Raw genomic sequence first — 13,804 nt, 5'->3', positions numbered from 1 at the left:
TACAGAGGACTTTAGTACGTGATACCGTATCACCGCTAAAGTCCTCTGCCGTTTGAGTATTCGCGGGAAGAAGAAAGGGGTTTCATGTTTAGGTATCTCATTCAGGTTGTGCAGACTTCGCTGGCAACGGCGGTTCTTGCAGCTTTGTTGTTTGCAGTTCTTTTTAAAAGGGGTGATCACGACCGGAAGAAGTGGCTGGCCGCCGGAAGTATAACCGGAGTTGCCGCATCGGCGATCCTTGCGGTTTTGCGGCGAACCACCGCCCTCATTAACCGGGGTTTTTTTAATACCTGGACTTTGTCCATCGCCATAGTGACGGGGATCATCCTTATCCTGCTCCATTGGGGAGTACTGGAAAAAAACTTTCCAAAACTACACCGCCGGGCTCTGGATTATGCAAGCGCCATCCTTACCGCAGCCCTGTTTTTTTACGTTCTGCCCACAATATTCCTGTACCCAACGGAGTTCCTCCTGGCGGGGGAAAGTATCTTTAGTACGGATTTTCTTTTTAAAACCATAGGGTTCTTTGCGGGCATTGGCATTGTTTTGGTTACCGCCCTGGCCCTGTTTAACGCCGGTATGGTCTTGCCGGATAAACTCTTAAGCCTATTCCTTACTGTTGGCCTTGTGGTCAATATGGTAAATCAGTTATCGTCGATTATACAGTTCCTCTTTGCCCGGCGTATCATACCCATGATCCGCTGGCTTTTCAGAATAATTGTTGTGGCGATTAACAATAATGTATTTTTTCTTTATGTGATCATGGGGATAAGTTTTCTCCTGCCGGTCATCCTGTTTGTGAAGAGTTTTTACCCCAGTCAGAATTACCACAACCCCGCAGAACACCGGAAGATCCGGGCCGCCATGCGCGGGAACCGGCGTTGGAGTCTTGCAGTAGCCCTGGGATTCGCAGTTTCCCTGTTTTCCCTTACGGCGCTCAAATCCTATACCGAGCGGGGGGTGACCCTCTCTCCGGCGGAGCCCATGAGCATAGTGGGGGATGAGATCATCATCCCCATTGAACAGGTCAGTGATGGGCATCTTCACCGTTTTGCGTTTACCGCTTCTGACAATACCGAGGTACGGTTTATTGTGATACGGAAAAACGAAATTGCCTATGGGGTCGGCCTTGACGCCTGTGATATTTGCGGCGCCACGGGGTACTATGAACGGAAAAACCAGGTTATCTGCCGGCTCTGCGATGTGGTGATGAATATTTCTACCATCGGCTTTAAGGGGGGCTGTAACCCGGTGCCCCTAGCCTATGCCATTCGGGGGGGATCGATGGTGGTTCGTACCGGGGATCTGGAAAATGAAAAGGGGCGGTTTAAATAGTATGTTCTGGAGAATGGTACGAAGGGCGCTTTTCCGGCAGAAGGGAAAAATGCTGATGATAGCTTTTACCGTTGCCCTTGGGGCGTCTTTGGCCACAGCAATGCTGAACGTGATGCTTGATGTGGGAGACAAGGTAAACCAGGAGCTTAAAACTTACGGCGCCAACATCAACGTGGTACCCCGTGGCGCATCTTTGCTGGACGATCTCTATGGAGTCAGCGATGGCAGCGGTATATCGGACAAGTATTTACAGGAAGCGGAGCTGGGCAATATTAAAACCATATTCTGGGCCTTTAATATTGTCGACTTTACCCCCTACCTTAATACCCGGGTGAAGGTCAACGGTAATACTGAAGAACTTAAGGTGGTGGGAACATGGTTCGGTCATCACCTGGATCTTCCTACCGGAGAATCCCTGGACACGGGAATGCGGAATATGAAGGCCTGGTGGGATACGGGCAGCGGCGGCTGGATCAACGACGGGGATGACGCTTCGGTCATGGTGGGACGTCTGGCGGCAAGGCGCTACAATATCGCCCAGGGAGATACCATCACCCTCAAGGGCCTAAACGGGACTGAAACCTTTCTGGTGCGGGGAATATTTAACGCCGGCGGGGACGAGGACGGGTGGATCTACACCACCCTGGCAGCCGCCCAACGCCTGGCTGGCAGGCCCGGCTTGGTGAGCAGTGTTGAAGTCAGCGCCCTGACCACCCCGGATAACGAACTTTCACGCCGGGCAGGGCAGGATCCAAACAGTCTTTCTATCAAGGAATGGGAGACCTGGTACTGCACCGCCTATGTGAGCGCCATCTGCTACCAGATCGACGAGGTGATAAGCGATGCGGTATCCAAGCCCATACGCATGGTGGCGGAATCCGAAGGGGCTATTCTGGAAAAGACCCAGCTCCTGATGCTCCTTATTACAATACTGAGCCTGGCCGGTTCCGCCCTGGGTATTTCCAACCTGGTTACTACCAGTGTTATGGAACGGGCTAACGAAATAGGCCTCCTCAAAGCGGTGGGGGCATATAACGGCCCGGTAACAGCACTGGTACTGACGGAGATCATTATTACCGGAATCATTGGCGGGGCGGCGGGTTATTTTGCCGGACTGGGTTTTGCCCAGATCATCGGTCAGTCCGTGTTTAGCCAGTCCATAGATATAAAACCCATGGTGATACCCCTGGTAGGGGTTCTGGTGCTCCTGGTCACCCTGGCGGGGAGTGTCCCCTCAATACGGCTGCTCCTGTCCCTGCGCCCTGCGGAGGTTCTCCATGGCAGGTAAACGGCAGCGCTTTTTTATCAAAATGGTGGTCAGCTCCATTATCCGGCGCAGGTCCCGGATGTTGGTAGCATTGCTGGCCATTGCCATAGGCGCAACGATACTGTCAGGGCTTATCACGGTTTACTACGACATCCCCCGGCAAATGGGCCGGGAATTCCGCTCCTATGGAGCCAACATGGTTATTGTTCCCGGAGGAACCGAAGCGGTGTTGACCATGGAAACCGTGCGGGAGGCCGTAGCATATCTGCCTGCGGGGGAGCTTATCGGGGCTGCCCCCTACAGCTACCGGATGGTGAAGATCAACGAACAGCCCTTTATGGCCGCAGGGACGGATCTGGGCGAGGCCCGTAAGGCAAGCCCCTACTGGTTCGTATCCGGCCGCTGGCCCGACCGGGAAGGGGAAGCTCTGATTGGACAGCAGGTATCCGAGATGATCCGCCTTAATCAGGGCAGCCCATTTACCATTACCGGAACCGATAGCCGGGGGCAGGGGATAAGCCGGGAATTTACCGTCTCCGGCATAGTCCAGACCGGTGGGGCCGAGGAAGCTTTTATCTTCATGTCCCTGCCTGACTTTGAGGGTATGATGGCCGAGCAGGGTAGGATCGACGTGGTGGAATGCAGTGTCAGCTCCGCCGGCGGGGACCTCCAGGCCCTGGCGGACCGGATAAGCGCCGGTGTTCCCGGCGTTGAGGCCCGGCTGGTCAAGCGGGTTACCCAGTCCGAAGGGGCGGTGCTTACCAAGCTCCAGGGCCTGGTATACCTGGTCACCGTGATAGTATTACTGCTCATCATGATCTGTGTGGCCACCACCATGATGGCCGTGGTGGCAGAACGCCGCCAGGAAATCGGGCTGCGGAAAGCCCTGGGCGCGGCAAATTCCGCCCTGGTTCTGGAATTTCTGGGGGAGGGCGCCTTCCTGGGGGCCGTCGGCGGCCTTTTGGGATCCATCTTCGGCTTTATCTTTGCCCAGGCCGTGGCACTGAACGTGTTTAACCGGCCAATTAGTTTTATACCCCAGATGGCGCCCTTCACAATTATTGTGTCAGTTTTTATCACCGGCCTGGCCTGCCTTATTCCGGTACGGAGCGCCACCGAAGTTGACCCCGCAATAGTGTTACGAGGAGAATGATATGGATTTACTTGAGTTACGGGACATTTCAAAAATTTACGGCAACCTCAAAGCCTTAAAGGATGTCAACCTGACGGTTCGGAAAGGGGAATGGCTTGCCATCATGGGGCCATCAGGTTCCGGGAAAACCACCATGATGAATATCATAGGCTGCATGGATAAGCCCTCCACGGGAGATGTCATCCTGGACGGCGTTAATATCGCTAAGGAGAGTTCCAAAAACCTCACCACCACCCGGCGGGATAAGATAGGCCTGATCTTCCAGCAGTTCCACCTGGTAAAGTACCTGAGCGCCCTGGAAAATATCATGGTGGCCCAGTACTACCATTCCATGCCCGACGAAAAGGAAGCGATGGAAGCCCTGGACCGGGTCGGCCTGGCGGATCGTGCCAGGCACCTTCCCAGCCAGCTTTCCGGGGGTGAACAGCAGCGGGTCTGCATAGCCCGGGCGCTGATCAACTACCCCATGCTGATCCTGGCTGATGAACCCACGGGTAACCTGGATGAGGCCAACGAATCCCTGGTTCTGGAAATATTTAAGACCCTTCACCGGGAGGGCAGTACCCTGATTGTGGTTACCCACGACCCTGAGGTTGCCGAGGATGCCCAGCGCACGGTTGTGCTGGAACATGGGAGAGTCGCCAGGATTGTTAATAATACGGAAGAGGGGAATGGGAAGAAGGAGGGTTCATTATGAAAAAGTTTTTTGCCATTACACTTTGCGTGGCAGCTTTACTGCTTTTTTCCTGTGGTAAAGCTGAGTATAAAGACGGGACATACAGCGGGAAGAGCGGGACGGACGACACCGGCGCCTGGGGGGAGATCACCCTTACCCTGAAGGACAGCAAGGTTACCGATTGTGTGTTTATCACCCGTCAGAAGGATGGGAGCATAAAGGATGAAAACTACGGTAAGGTGAACGGGGAAATATCAAACCAGGATTTTTACGATAAGGCCCAGCTTGCAGTACGGGCCATGGAACAATATAGGCGGCAATTTTTAGAAAACCAGAGCCTGAAGGACCTTGACGCGGTGAGCGGGGCTACCATTGCGTACAATCAATTTATTGAAGCGGTGGAAGGTGCCCTGGAAGAAGCGGGAAAATAAGTATATACTCCGGACATCCCCTCACCGCCTCTCATATCCCAGCGCCCTAAACCCCTGTCGCTTGATGTCCCCCAGCCGGGTAAATCCCATAGGCTTCTCCCGGTCAAACCGTTCCGCCGCCGAAGAGGGCAGGGCGATCACCGCCATGCCCCCATCTGTTAGCAATGCTGCCAGTCCTTCCCAATACGCGCCCAGCCGGTTCGTCTGCGGGACCAGTTCCGGAAACAGCGCAATAAAACTGTACCCGCCCCCGGGTTGTTCTCTATTTTGGTCCGCCGCCGCGCTCAGCCTTTCCCTGTCAAGGAACAGGTCCACTGCGGGCGCCAGGATAATGCCGGACGCACCCTTTCCCCCGGAGACCCGGTCGCCCAGGGCAAGCAGGCTGTTCTGCCGAGCCGCTTCCAGGGCCAGGATGTTTCTGCCGCTCAAGACCAGCGGCCCGGTTCTAGTCTGCGACTGCGGCATCCCCGGCGGTTCCGCTCCCCGGTACCGCAGCAGCCATGCCGGGAAGTGCCCCTGGTCCGGTTCATGTACCAGGATCGGTCCTGCAGCCGGGCGTAGTGCCAGGCGTTTCACCAGCTTCGCTGCTACCTGAACTACGCCGCTTGGGGTGTCGAAGTCCGCCACACCATGGATAGCATCAATGTGGTAAGCGATGTCCTCCAACTCGAAATCCCCGGCGCATCTGAAGTAAACCCGCCGGCGCTTCAGAAAATCATCACCACTATTTTGTGGGTCTGAATTTAGTACTGAATTTAGTTCTACTCCACCACCGTACGCCAAAACCGTATGTTCCTTTCCGTTTTCTTCATGGAACAGGGGAAGTTTCAGTTCCCTAATCCGGGACCGCAGCAAATCTGAGAGGGGCTTTACCACCACCAGCATAACGGAACCTTCTTTACTGAGAAGTCCTGCGGAGCGGGCAATGAAGTCCAGCAGCACCGGTTCTCCGGTTTTGGCGGGTATGTTGGAAAGGATCAAATCCCAAGGTGGATCGGCGGCCAGGAGCGGTTCCGTATGGGCGCTTAAAACCGATGCAGGAACACCATTGCGGGTGGCATTGTATTCGGTGAAGCCCCGGGCCAGTTCGTCCCGGTCCTGTGCGCGGACTTTCAACCCCGGTTTGGAGCCCAGCGCACGGGCGGCGCAGATCCCCAGGACGCCGATCCCACAGCCCGCATCAAGCACGGTTTCCGGCAGGGGCCGTCCTTGGCGGAGATCCTCATCCCATTTTTGTGATAGTACTTTAAGCAGAAACCGTGAACCGGTATCAATATCGGTGGAGCTGAAAAGTCCCTGGGACAGGGCGAAGTTAAAATCTATGCCGCGGAACCGAAAACTAATATCCTTGGTTCCGTAGGCCTCAACAAGCGCGTTAACTATTCACCCGCTCCACGTATTCGTTGGTTTCGGTGTTGACCAGGATTTTTTCACCCTGCTTAATAAACAGAGGCACCCGGACGGTCAAACCGGTCTCGGTAGTGACGGGCTTAGTAGCCCCGGATACGGTATCGCCCTTAACGTAATTTTCCGATTCCGCCACGGTAAAGACCACCTTATAGGGGATCTTGATATCAATAACATTGCCTTCCCAGACCGTAATCTCGTAAGAATCCCCTTCCTTGAGGTAGGGCTTCTTGTCTTCCATAGTGCTGATAGGTACCTCAAACTGGTCGAAGTGCTCGTTATCCATAAAGTGAAAATTGTCCTGATCCGCATATTGAAACTGGCAGGTATGGGTATCCACTGTGGCATCCTCAACCTCCTGCTGGGTCGGGATAGTCATGGTCAGCACCGATCCGTCCTTAATACTCTTCATTTTTACCCGCGCAATGGCGGTTCCCTTCCCCGGGGTATGAAATTCCCGTTCCACCACCAGAAAAGGCTGGCCCTTTTGGAGCAAACAGCTGCCTTTGACTATATCTCCGCCTCGTATCATAAAATCCTCGCTTACATATCTAATTTTTAGTATTATATATAGTTTAGGGAACTTCGTCTAGGGAAGGGGAATATTGATGTTTGGTCTCTTTGTGCTTATCTTCTTGTTTTTCCCTGGATTTGTCGGCAAAGACGGGCGTGGGGAGGGGTACACCCGGCTTCATGTGCATGTATCGGACCTACGGTCCGCGTCTGCCTATGGAGCCCCTTCGGGTCTCCTCCGGCAGGGAATTCCATATACATGAAGCCGGATGCACCCCTCCCCCCGCCCGCCTTTATCGGCAAGTACGGGAAAGGGGGGGGGCGCGGGAAGGCCTTAACATCGTATTCCTTATTGCGGGGCCTATGCGGGTTTTTGTTACGGCCAGCTTTACATTACCGACACTAACACAGTTTCGCTCTCCACCACCCGCCCCGCACAAACCCTGCTCACCACCATATCGTACAGCGAAGTTAGGGTAAACGAAGTGAAACCCCTACGAACAGGCGCCGGTGTGGGCGGGGGTGGGGGAGCCACAGCGCGGGATATTTGGAATTCCCCGCCGGAGGAGACCCGCAGGGGCTCCGCAGGTGGACTCTACAAGCATCCCGCGATGGGGATTCCCCACCCCCGCCCACACCGGCGTTTTTTCACACAACTTGTATACTCCGATTACCCCAACAGCTCCTCTAACTCCCCCACAATCCTCCCAAAAGCCAGACAAGCATCCTCAACCGGCCCCGGCGTAGACATATCAACCCCCGCCACCTTGAGGGATTCAATCGGGAACCGTGAGCCGCCGGATTTGAGGAAGCTGAAGTAATCTTCACGCTCCCGGGCGCCGCCGGAAAGAACACGGTTTGCCAAAGCCAGGGCGGCGGAAATTCCGGTGGCGTATTTGTAGACATAGAAGGCGCGGTAGAAGTGGGGAATGCGGAGACCCTCAAGATCGCTCTCGGCCTCAAAGACCATGGCGGGACCGAAGTATTTGACCAGAAGCTGGCGGTATTCGGAGCGGAGGAGTTCCGCGGTTAAGGGCGTCCCGCTTTCTTCAAGCTCGTGGCTGCGTTTTTCAAATTCGGCGAACATGGTCTGACGGTAGAGTGTGGAAAGTATGTCATCCGCACGCTTGTTCACCAGGTAGAGTTTCAGTTCCCGTGTGTCCGCATGGTCCCGTAAATAGCGGAAGAGGAGTTCCTCATTAAAGGTGCTGGCTACCTCTGCTTCAAAAATGGTGTAGCCGTAGTGCATAAAGGGGTTGGACGCCGCGGAATACCAGGAATGCATGGAGTGGCCGCCCTCGTGGGCCATGGTGAATACATCCCGGAGAGAATCTTCCTTGTAGTTCATCAGTATATAGGGGTCCCCTATGTAGCCGCCGGAGGAAAATGCGCCGGCCCGTTTGCCCTTGTTTTCATAGCGGTCCGCCCAGCGGCCTTGAAGACCGGTGCGGAGGGTGTTGACATATTCATCACCCAGGGGCGCCAGAGCAGCGGCGATTAGTTTTGTTGCTTCTTCCCAGCTGGTCCGCTTTGAAACGTTTGCAGTGATGGGTACGTAGACATCGTAATGCCGCAGTTCTTCTACCTTAAGCGTCCGCTTCCGCAGGGCGTAGTAACGGTGCAGTGGTTCAAGGTTGGCGTTCACCGTGGATACCAGATTGTCGTACACCGCCTGGGGAACATTGTCCGGGAAAAGGGCCTCGGCCAGGGCGGAGGGGTAGCCGCGAATACGGGCGTGGATCACATCGTTCTTTACCGAACCGCTGTAGAGCGCAGCCAGGGTAGTCTTGTGGGCTTCAAAGTGATGGTAGAATTGCTGATAAGCCCGGCGGCGGAGTTCCCGATCCGGGTTCTCCATAAAGACCGACCAGGTGGACTGGGAGAGGGGCCTCTTGCCATCCGGCGTGTCCAGCTCGCCAAAGTCAAAGTCAACGTTGGTGAGCACCGAAAATGTTTCCGAAGGAACCGCCTCTCCTTCGGCGTGGAGGGCTATGATCCGCTCCTCCTTATCGCTGAGTATATAGGGCTTGTAGCGTAACAATTTTTTAAGGTAGATACCGTATTCGGCCAGCCGGGGATGTTTTAGAAAAGCTGCCATAACCGTTTCGCTGATAGCCTGGATTTCCGGCGTGTCCCAGGAGGCGGCTGCGAGGGTCTTGGCTTCGGCCATGGTAAACCTGCCGTTCATGGTCCGGGCGGCGTTGTCCCCCTCGTCTTCGGTCTGCCGAAGACTGCTGTACGTCCCCAGGCGCTCCCCCTGCAGCCAGAGGTCCCGGGTAAAGTCCAGGTAATCCGCCAGGCTTTCTGCGGATTTGCCCAGGGTACCGCGGAAACCGGGTATTTTTTCCGCCAACTTTTCGTATTTCTCAAGGTCCTTGCCCCAATCTTCGTCGTTGGGGTAAAGCTTGGAAAGGTCCCAGGTATCTTCGCGTTTAACTTCGGAACGGGCGGGTATGCGGGAATCGTTGTTGGTCATAGTGTCTCCTCCGCCCCATTATACCGGGCCGTATGGGTAAAAACAATGCAGCAATGTGCCGATATTGATATATGAAGACTTTCCTTTTTCCAATCCTGCTGTGTTTTGCCGCCTGTGCCACCAAGGCGCCCCCGCCGGAGCCTCTTAAATTGCCGCCCGCCTTGTCCCTAAGCTTTGACCGTATCGAAGCGGCGGGCCGCGATGATATCACCCTGGTATTAAGGGTGGATGCGGAAAATCCCCGTGCCGCGATCATGGATATCAGCCTTGAGGGATGGGAACTCGTTCTAAACGATCGGCCGGTTAAAAACGGTGTGGACCTGAGCTTGGACGGCCTAAGTCTGGCGGCTCTTTCCACGGGAACTATTCCGGTACGGATTAGGCTGAACGGGGAGGCCCTTGCCCAGGCGGACCAAACGGGTCTCACGGAATATGGCGCTGGTATACGCCTGAATCTGGCGGTACAATTTCAGGACGGTGAAAATTTCCGGAAAGCCCTTGACGGCGCCATTACTTTCCCCCGGATCAGGCAGCCGGAGTTTAGCATCACTACCCTGGCGGTGGTGCAGGCGGAACTTATCAATACCCGTTTCAGGGTAAAGCTGCGGATCGATAACCCGAACAATTTCCCCCTGGAACTTTCGGCCCTGAACTACGAACTATACGGCGCAGGCCGGTTTTGGGCGGACGGTAATGAAACGAAGGTGATGGAGATACCGCCCCTGGGCTTCACGGAAAAAGATTTGTTTTTGCTGATGAATTTTATGAATATGAAGCGGGAAGTCCTGGATCAGGTGATTGCCCTGCAAACCGTACGGTACCGCTTTGCCGGAGACGTCATGGTCAGTACTGAAATAGAATACCTGCCGCAGTTCACCATGCACTTCGACCGCAGCGGGAACTCGCCGGTGGTTCAATAAGGTGATATGGTATCGCCGCATTCAGTTCTTGACTATTGTGTACTAAACGTATTTATATTACCCAAGGAGTATTTGATGAAACACAGATTTATTATTTTACCGATAGTCATTGCCTTGACGTTTATCGGTTGCGCTACCACCGCAACAAATAACGTACTTTCCGGCGGAGATCTTTATCAGGCAGCGGTGATTGACGCAATGGTAGCGGAACCGGACGAAATATTTCCGCTTGTAACCCTCAGCCAGGAAGACCCGCTTACGACGTGGCGGGATGGTAAGGTACTGTTCCTTACCTACCACCGGTACCCCGAGTCTTACATTGCCGGAGAGGACTATGAAACGAAATACGGCGAAGTGTGGGTATTCACCGACAAGGAAACAGTTAAATGGTATAAGGGTAACAAGGCGGGGGTTTCCGATTGGACGCTCCGTTTTAAGCAGCTCATCGGATTACCCGAAGACGGGAAATACACCCACGTTACCGCAATGTGGGTAAACCCCGCCGATGTTCACCGGCCTGCGTTCGAGCGTGATAGTACCAAGCCGGTTAGCGAAGTTAAATTGCCCGATGATGTCGATCCGGCTTTTAAGGAATGGTTTAATGGAAACATCATCTGGTCATATTTTGATTCCGCCTGGCCGTGGACACGCTTAGGATACACCTACGATTGGGCGGACAACGGCACGGAATACGGACTCTCCGAATTCATTATCAAAAAGAACGCTACGGTTCAGGTTGAATGGACCAAGACCACCGATGAATTTGTTGCGTGGTTAAGCATCCAATAGTACACAAAAAAGCCGCAGGAAAACCCTGCGGCGAAAACTTTAACAGGCGCGATGGTATTTATTATGCGTTCAGTCTTTTCTCGATAGCGTCCAGCTCGTCGTAGAGTTCTTTAGGCATCTTGTCGCCGAACTTGGGATAGTGGTTCTTGCGGACATCGGCGATTTCCTTTTTCCAGCCGTCAATGTCCACGGAACAGAGTTCCTTCAGCACCGCTTCGCTCACGCCCTTAGGCGCTTCGATGGTTCCCGGTTTGGGGAGGTTGCCGATGGGGGTTTCCACGCAGTTATCCTTGTTGTCGCAGCGGTCGAATACCCAGGCGAGAACCCGGCTGTTTTCACCGTAGCCGGGCCACATGAACTTGCCGTCAGCGTCCTTGCGGAACCAGTTGACGAAGAAGATCTTGGGGAGCTTGTCGGCCTTACCGGCGGCTTCCGCTTTCTTGCCCAGGCTGAGCCAATGCTTGAAGTAGTCGCCCATGTGGTAGCCGCAGAAGGGCAGCATGGCGAAGGGGTCCCGCCGGACCTGGCCCACCTGGTCGGAGATGACCGCAGCGGTAACTTCGGAACCGGTGATGGAACCCATGAACACGCCGTGGGTCCAGCTCTTAGCCTGGTTTACCAGGGGAATTGTGGAGGGGCGGCGTCCGCCGAAGAGGAAGGCCGAAATCGGCACACCCTTGGGATCCTCCCATTCCGGAGCGACACAGGGACACTGCTTCGCGGGGGCGGTAAACCGGGCGTTGGGGTGGGCGATTTCCTGGCCCTTGACGGCCTTATCGTTAATGGGGGAGGGCCGTAAAGCGCCTTTCCAGTCGATCACTTCCTGGCCCGCAGCGCCCTGTCCGATTTGTTCCCACCAAATATCGCCGTCTTCGGTAAGACCGCAGTTGGTGAAAATCGAATTTTTCTTGCAGGATTCCATGGCGTTCTTGTTGGAATCGTAGTTGGTACCCGGGGCCACACCGAAGAAACCCGCTTCGGGGTTGATGGCGTAGAGCCGGCCGTCTGCGCCGAACTTCATCCAGGCAATGTCATCACCGACGGTCTCGACTTTCCAGCCCGGGAGGGTGGGGATAAGCATGGCCAGGTTGGTCTTACCGCAGGCAGAGGGGAAGGCGCCGGTAACGTACTTCACGTCACCCTTGGGGTTGGTCAGCTTGAGGATGAGCATGTGCTCCGCCAGCCAGCCTTCGTCCCGGGCCAGTACGGACGCAATACGCAGCGCCAGGCACTTTTTGCCGAGCAGGGCGTTGCCGCCGTAGCCGGAACCGTAGGACCAGATTTCACGGGTCTCGGGGAAGTGGGAGATGTACTTGTCCGCCATGGGAGCGCAGGGCCACACGCCGTTGTCCTTCTGGCCTTCGGCGAGGGGCTTACCCACCGAGTGGTAGCAGGGTACAAAGAAGCCGTCTTTGCCCAGAACATCGAGGACCTTGGTACCCACCCGGGTCATGATGTGCATATTGGCCACCACGTAGGCCGAATCGGTGATTTCAACGCCGATCTTGGCGATATCCGACCCAACGGGGCCCATGGAGAAGGGGATAACGTACATGGTACGGCCCTTCATGCTGCCCTTGTAAAGCTTGGTCATGGTTTTTTTGAGTTCCGCCGGGGCTGTCCAATGGTTGGTAGGGCCGGCGTCGCTTTCTTTTTCGCTGGAAATAAAGGTCCGGTCTTCAACCCGGGCCACGTCCGAGGGGTCGGAGCGGAAAAGCACGCAGCCGGGCAGTTTCCCCGCGTTGAGGGGGGTGGCAAGCCCTGCGGCAATATTCACCATTATCATGTGGTTGTACTCGGTCTGGGTACCTTCACAAATTTCTACCGAATCGGGGGTCATCAGGGCAACCGCATCCTCGATCCACTTCTTAAGACCCGCATGTTTTAATTCTTGAACTTTCATGGAAACTCCTCTATTTTTTCTCCGTCAACTGGAAAGGAACGCAACGCATTCCTAAAATTAAATCATTTTCTTTATTATACACAAGTAATGGAACTTGTAAAAGTAGGGGATTTTAATATATGGTTCTTTGTATGATTATCGTAGGTATCCTTGTATCCCTGGCCCTGCTGGGGGTAATCATCAGGTTTGCCCTCTCCAAACAGTCCGAAAAGCTGGTTAAGCGGGCCGCCGTTATTGCCCTGGCCGTCATTGGCCTTGCAATCGTTATTTGCCTGATCATGATCCTCACCGGACCTAAGCCGGTAGAAGAGGAACCGGTATTTTCCGGCCTCCCCCTGGCAGAACCGGTTCAGGTAGCCGACTCCAACATGGTGTACGCCCTGCTATTCGGGATTATCATGCTGCTTTTTTTGGGGCTTATCATCTTCCTATCCACGCGGGACAAAAAAACAAAACGGAAAAGCTGATCCCAAATTTGGAATTGTTCTGGTTTACGCTACCAGATTGACAATAGCTCCGGCGGGGCTTGAAGGCGCAGGGCTATAGGGCATGGCGGTCGCGGCTGCCTGGGCTTGTCGTATCTGTCCCCGGTACTGGTCGATCAGCGCATCAATCTGCTCGTCTGAAGGATCCGTATCCAGGGCCGGTTCGGGCCGTTTCTTAATCTGGGCCAACTGCTCAATAAGCACATCCAGGATTTTCAGCCTGCTGATGGCCACGCCCCGGGTTCCCTCAGGGGCGGGAGTCCCGGAAACATGCTTAAAGTGGGAGTAGATATAGCTTGAAGGAGCCACCGGCAGGGACATTCTTCCCCCCCTGGATGCGCTGATTGCATAGCCAATGCTGGGAATTGCGGTGTTGGTTGAAACCCCCAAACTCATACCTTTCTCCTTCTCTTTAAATATCGGAGGGGGAAAAATTAAAGATTAGTCTT

13 protein-coding genes are annotated in these 13,804 nt (G+C 54.6%); 8 read left to right on the top strand and 5 right to left on the bottom strand.

What is annotated here, in order from left to right; translation table 11 throughout:
* Positions 1-84 precede the first annotated feature (84 nt).
* From TPRIMZ1_RS0111155 to TPRIMZ1_RS0111135, 5 genes are read left to right on the top strand one after another with little or no spacing between them, the layout of a single operon-like run.
* Positions 85-1,335 carry a Fe-S-containing protein gene (locus tag TPRIMZ1_RS0111155; protein WP_010259446.1) on the top strand — a complete coding sequence of 417 codons (1,251 nt, stop codon included), beginning with the start codon at positions 85-87 and terminating at the stop codon, positions 1,333-1,335.
* 1 nt (position 1,336) lies between these two features.
* A complete protein-coding gene (locus TPRIMZ1_RS0111150) occupies positions 1,337-2,623 on the top strand; it encodes an ABC transporter permease (RefSeq protein ID WP_026043677.1) in 1,287 nt (428 codons plus the stop codon).
* Positions 2,613-3,755, top strand: a complete 1,143-nt coding sequence (locus TPRIMZ1_RS0111145; RefSeq protein ID WP_010259442.1) for an ABC transporter permease — start codon at positions 2,613-2,615, stop codon at positions 3,753-3,755. Before TPRIMZ1_RS0111150 ends, TPRIMZ1_RS0111145 begins: the two co-directional genes overlap by 11 nt.
* Position 3,756: 1 nt before the next feature.
* Complete coding sequence (locus tag TPRIMZ1_RS0111140; protein ID WP_010259441.1) at positions 3,757-4,452, top strand: ABC transporter ATP-binding protein; 696 nt, start codon at positions 3,757-3,759, stop codon at positions 4,450-4,452.
* Positions 4,449-4,862, top strand: a complete 414-nt coding sequence (locus tag TPRIMZ1_RS0111135) for an FMN-binding protein (protein ID WP_010259439.1) — start codon at positions 4,449-4,451, stop codon at positions 4,860-4,862. The genes TPRIMZ1_RS0111140 and TPRIMZ1_RS0111135 overlap by 4 nt, the downstream gene beginning before the upstream one ends.
* Before the next feature lie 21 nt (positions 4,863-4,883).
* Here TPRIMZ1_RS0111135 and TPRIMZ1_RS0111130 read toward each other — a convergent pair whose 3' ends face one another.
* The 3 genes from TPRIMZ1_RS0111130 to pepF all read right to left on the bottom strand — a co-directional run bounded on the left by TPRIMZ1_RS0111130 (position 4,884) and on the right by pepF (position 9,258).
* Positions 4,884-6,167: a methyltransferase gene (locus TPRIMZ1_RS0111130; protein ID WP_081503659.1), complete on the bottom strand. Its 1,284-nt coding sequence runs from the start codon at positions 6,165-6,167 to the stop codon at positions 4,884-4,886.
* A 70-nt stretch (positions 6,168-6,237) separates the two neighbouring features.
* Positions 6,238-6,801, bottom strand: a complete 564-nt coding sequence (gene efp, locus TPRIMZ1_RS0111125; RefSeq protein WP_010259434.1) for an elongation factor P — start codon at positions 6,799-6,801, stop codon at positions 6,238-6,240.
* A 651-nt stretch (positions 6,802-7,452) separates the two neighbouring features.
* Positions 7,453-9,258 (bottom strand): oligoendopeptidase F, encoded by a 1,806-nt coding sequence (pepF, locus tag TPRIMZ1_RS0111110; RefSeq protein ID WP_010259432.1) that lies wholly within the window; start codon positions 9,256-9,258, stop codon positions 7,453-7,455.
* A gap of 71 nt (positions 9,259-9,329) precedes the next feature.
* Here pepF and TPRIMZ1_RS0111105 point away from each other — a divergent pair, with 71 nt between their 5' ends.
* Both TPRIMZ1_RS0111105 and TPRIMZ1_RS18850 read left to right on the top strand, forming a co-directional pair.
* Entirely contained in the window at positions 9,330-10,178 is an 849-nt protein-coding gene (locus tag TPRIMZ1_RS0111105; protein ID WP_010259429.1) for an LEA type 2 family protein, read from the top strand.
* 75 nt (positions 10,179-10,253) lie between these two features.
* Positions 10,254-10,967: a hypothetical protein gene (locus tag TPRIMZ1_RS18850; RefSeq protein ID WP_010259427.1), complete on the top strand. Its 714-nt coding sequence runs from the start codon at positions 10,254-10,256 to the stop codon at positions 10,965-10,967.
* A 61-nt stretch (positions 10,968-11,028) separates the two neighbouring features.
* On the opposite strand, the gene TPRIMZ1_RS0111095 is transcribed toward TPRIMZ1_RS18850, so the two are convergent.
* The gene (locus TPRIMZ1_RS0111095; protein WP_010259425.1) at positions 11,029-12,870 is read right to left on the bottom strand and encodes a phosphoenolpyruvate carboxykinase (GTP); all 1,842 of its coding nucleotides are present in this window, start codon (positions 12,868-12,870) and stop codon (positions 11,029-11,031) included.
* 119 nt (positions 12,871-12,989) lie between these two features.
* Between TPRIMZ1_RS0111095 and TPRIMZ1_RS0111090 the strand changes: the two genes are divergently transcribed.
* Positions 12,990-13,337, top strand: a complete 348-nt coding sequence (locus tag TPRIMZ1_RS0111090) for a hypothetical protein (protein WP_010259424.1) — start codon at positions 12,990-12,992, stop codon at positions 13,335-13,337.
* Between the two features lie 24 nt (positions 13,338-13,361).
* On the opposite strand, the gene TPRIMZ1_RS0111085 is transcribed toward TPRIMZ1_RS0111090, so the two are convergent.
* Entirely contained in the window at positions 13,362-13,751 is a 390-nt protein-coding gene (locus TPRIMZ1_RS0111085; protein ID WP_010259420.1) for a hypothetical protein, read from the bottom strand.
* Between the last annotated feature and the right edge of the window lie 53 nt (positions 13,752-13,804).

It is taken from the genome of Treponema primitia ZAS-1 (assembly GCF_000297095.1).
In the GTDB taxonomy this organism is placed as follows: domain Bacteria; phylum Spirochaetota; class Spirochaetia; order Treponematales; family Breznakiellaceae; genus Termitinema; species Termitinema primitia_A.
The sequence above is the reverse complement of the archived record's forward strand: the minus strand, read 5'-3'. Positions and strand labels throughout refer to the sequence as shown.

Coding starts and splice junctions, on each gene's coding strand:
- TPRIMZ1_RS0111135 (WP_010259439.1), top strand. CDS start 4,449: ATGAAAAAGTTTTTTGCCATTACACTTTGCGTGGCAGCTTTACTGCTT.
- TPRIMZ1_RS0111150 (WP_026043677.1), top strand. CDS start 1,337: ATGTTCTGGAGAATGGTACGAAGGGCGCTTTTCCGGCAGAAGGGAAAA.
- TPRIMZ1_RS18850 (WP_010259427.1), top strand. CDS start 10,254: ATGAAACACAGATTTATTATTTTACCGATAGTCATTGCCTTGACGTTT.
- TPRIMZ1_RS0111155 (WP_010259446.1), top strand. CDS start 85: ATGTTTAGGTATCTCATTCAGGTTGTGCAGACTTCGCTGGCAACGGCG.
- TPRIMZ1_RS0111090 (WP_010259424.1), top strand. CDS start 12,990: ATGGTTCTTTGTATGATTATCGTAGGTATCCTTGTATCCCTGGCCCTG.
- TPRIMZ1_RS0111085 (WP_010259420.1), bottom strand. CDS start 13,751: ATGAGTTTGGGGGTTTCAACCAACACCGCAATTCCCAGCATTGGCTAT.
- TPRIMZ1_RS0111095 (WP_010259425.1), bottom strand. CDS start 12,870: ATGAAAGTTCAAGAATTAAAACATGCGGGTCTTAAGAAGTGGATCGAG.
- TPRIMZ1_RS0111145 (WP_010259442.1), top strand. CDS start 2,613: ATGGCAGGTAAACGGCAGCGCTTTTTTATCAAAATGGTGGTCAGCTCC.
- pepF (WP_010259432.1), bottom strand. CDS start 9,258: ATGACCAACAACGATTCCCGCATACCCGCCCGTTCCGAAGTTAAACGC.
- TPRIMZ1_RS0111140 (WP_010259441.1), top strand. CDS start 3,757: ATGGATTTACTTGAGTTACGGGACATTTCAAAAATTTACGGCAACCTC.
- efp (WP_010259434.1), bottom strand. CDS start 6,801: ATGATACGAGGCGGAGATATAGTCAAAGGCAGCTGTTTGCTCCAAAAG.
- TPRIMZ1_RS0111105 (WP_010259429.1), top strand. CDS start 9,330: ATGAAGACTTTCCTTTTTCCAATCCTGCTGTGTTTTGCCGCCTGTGCC.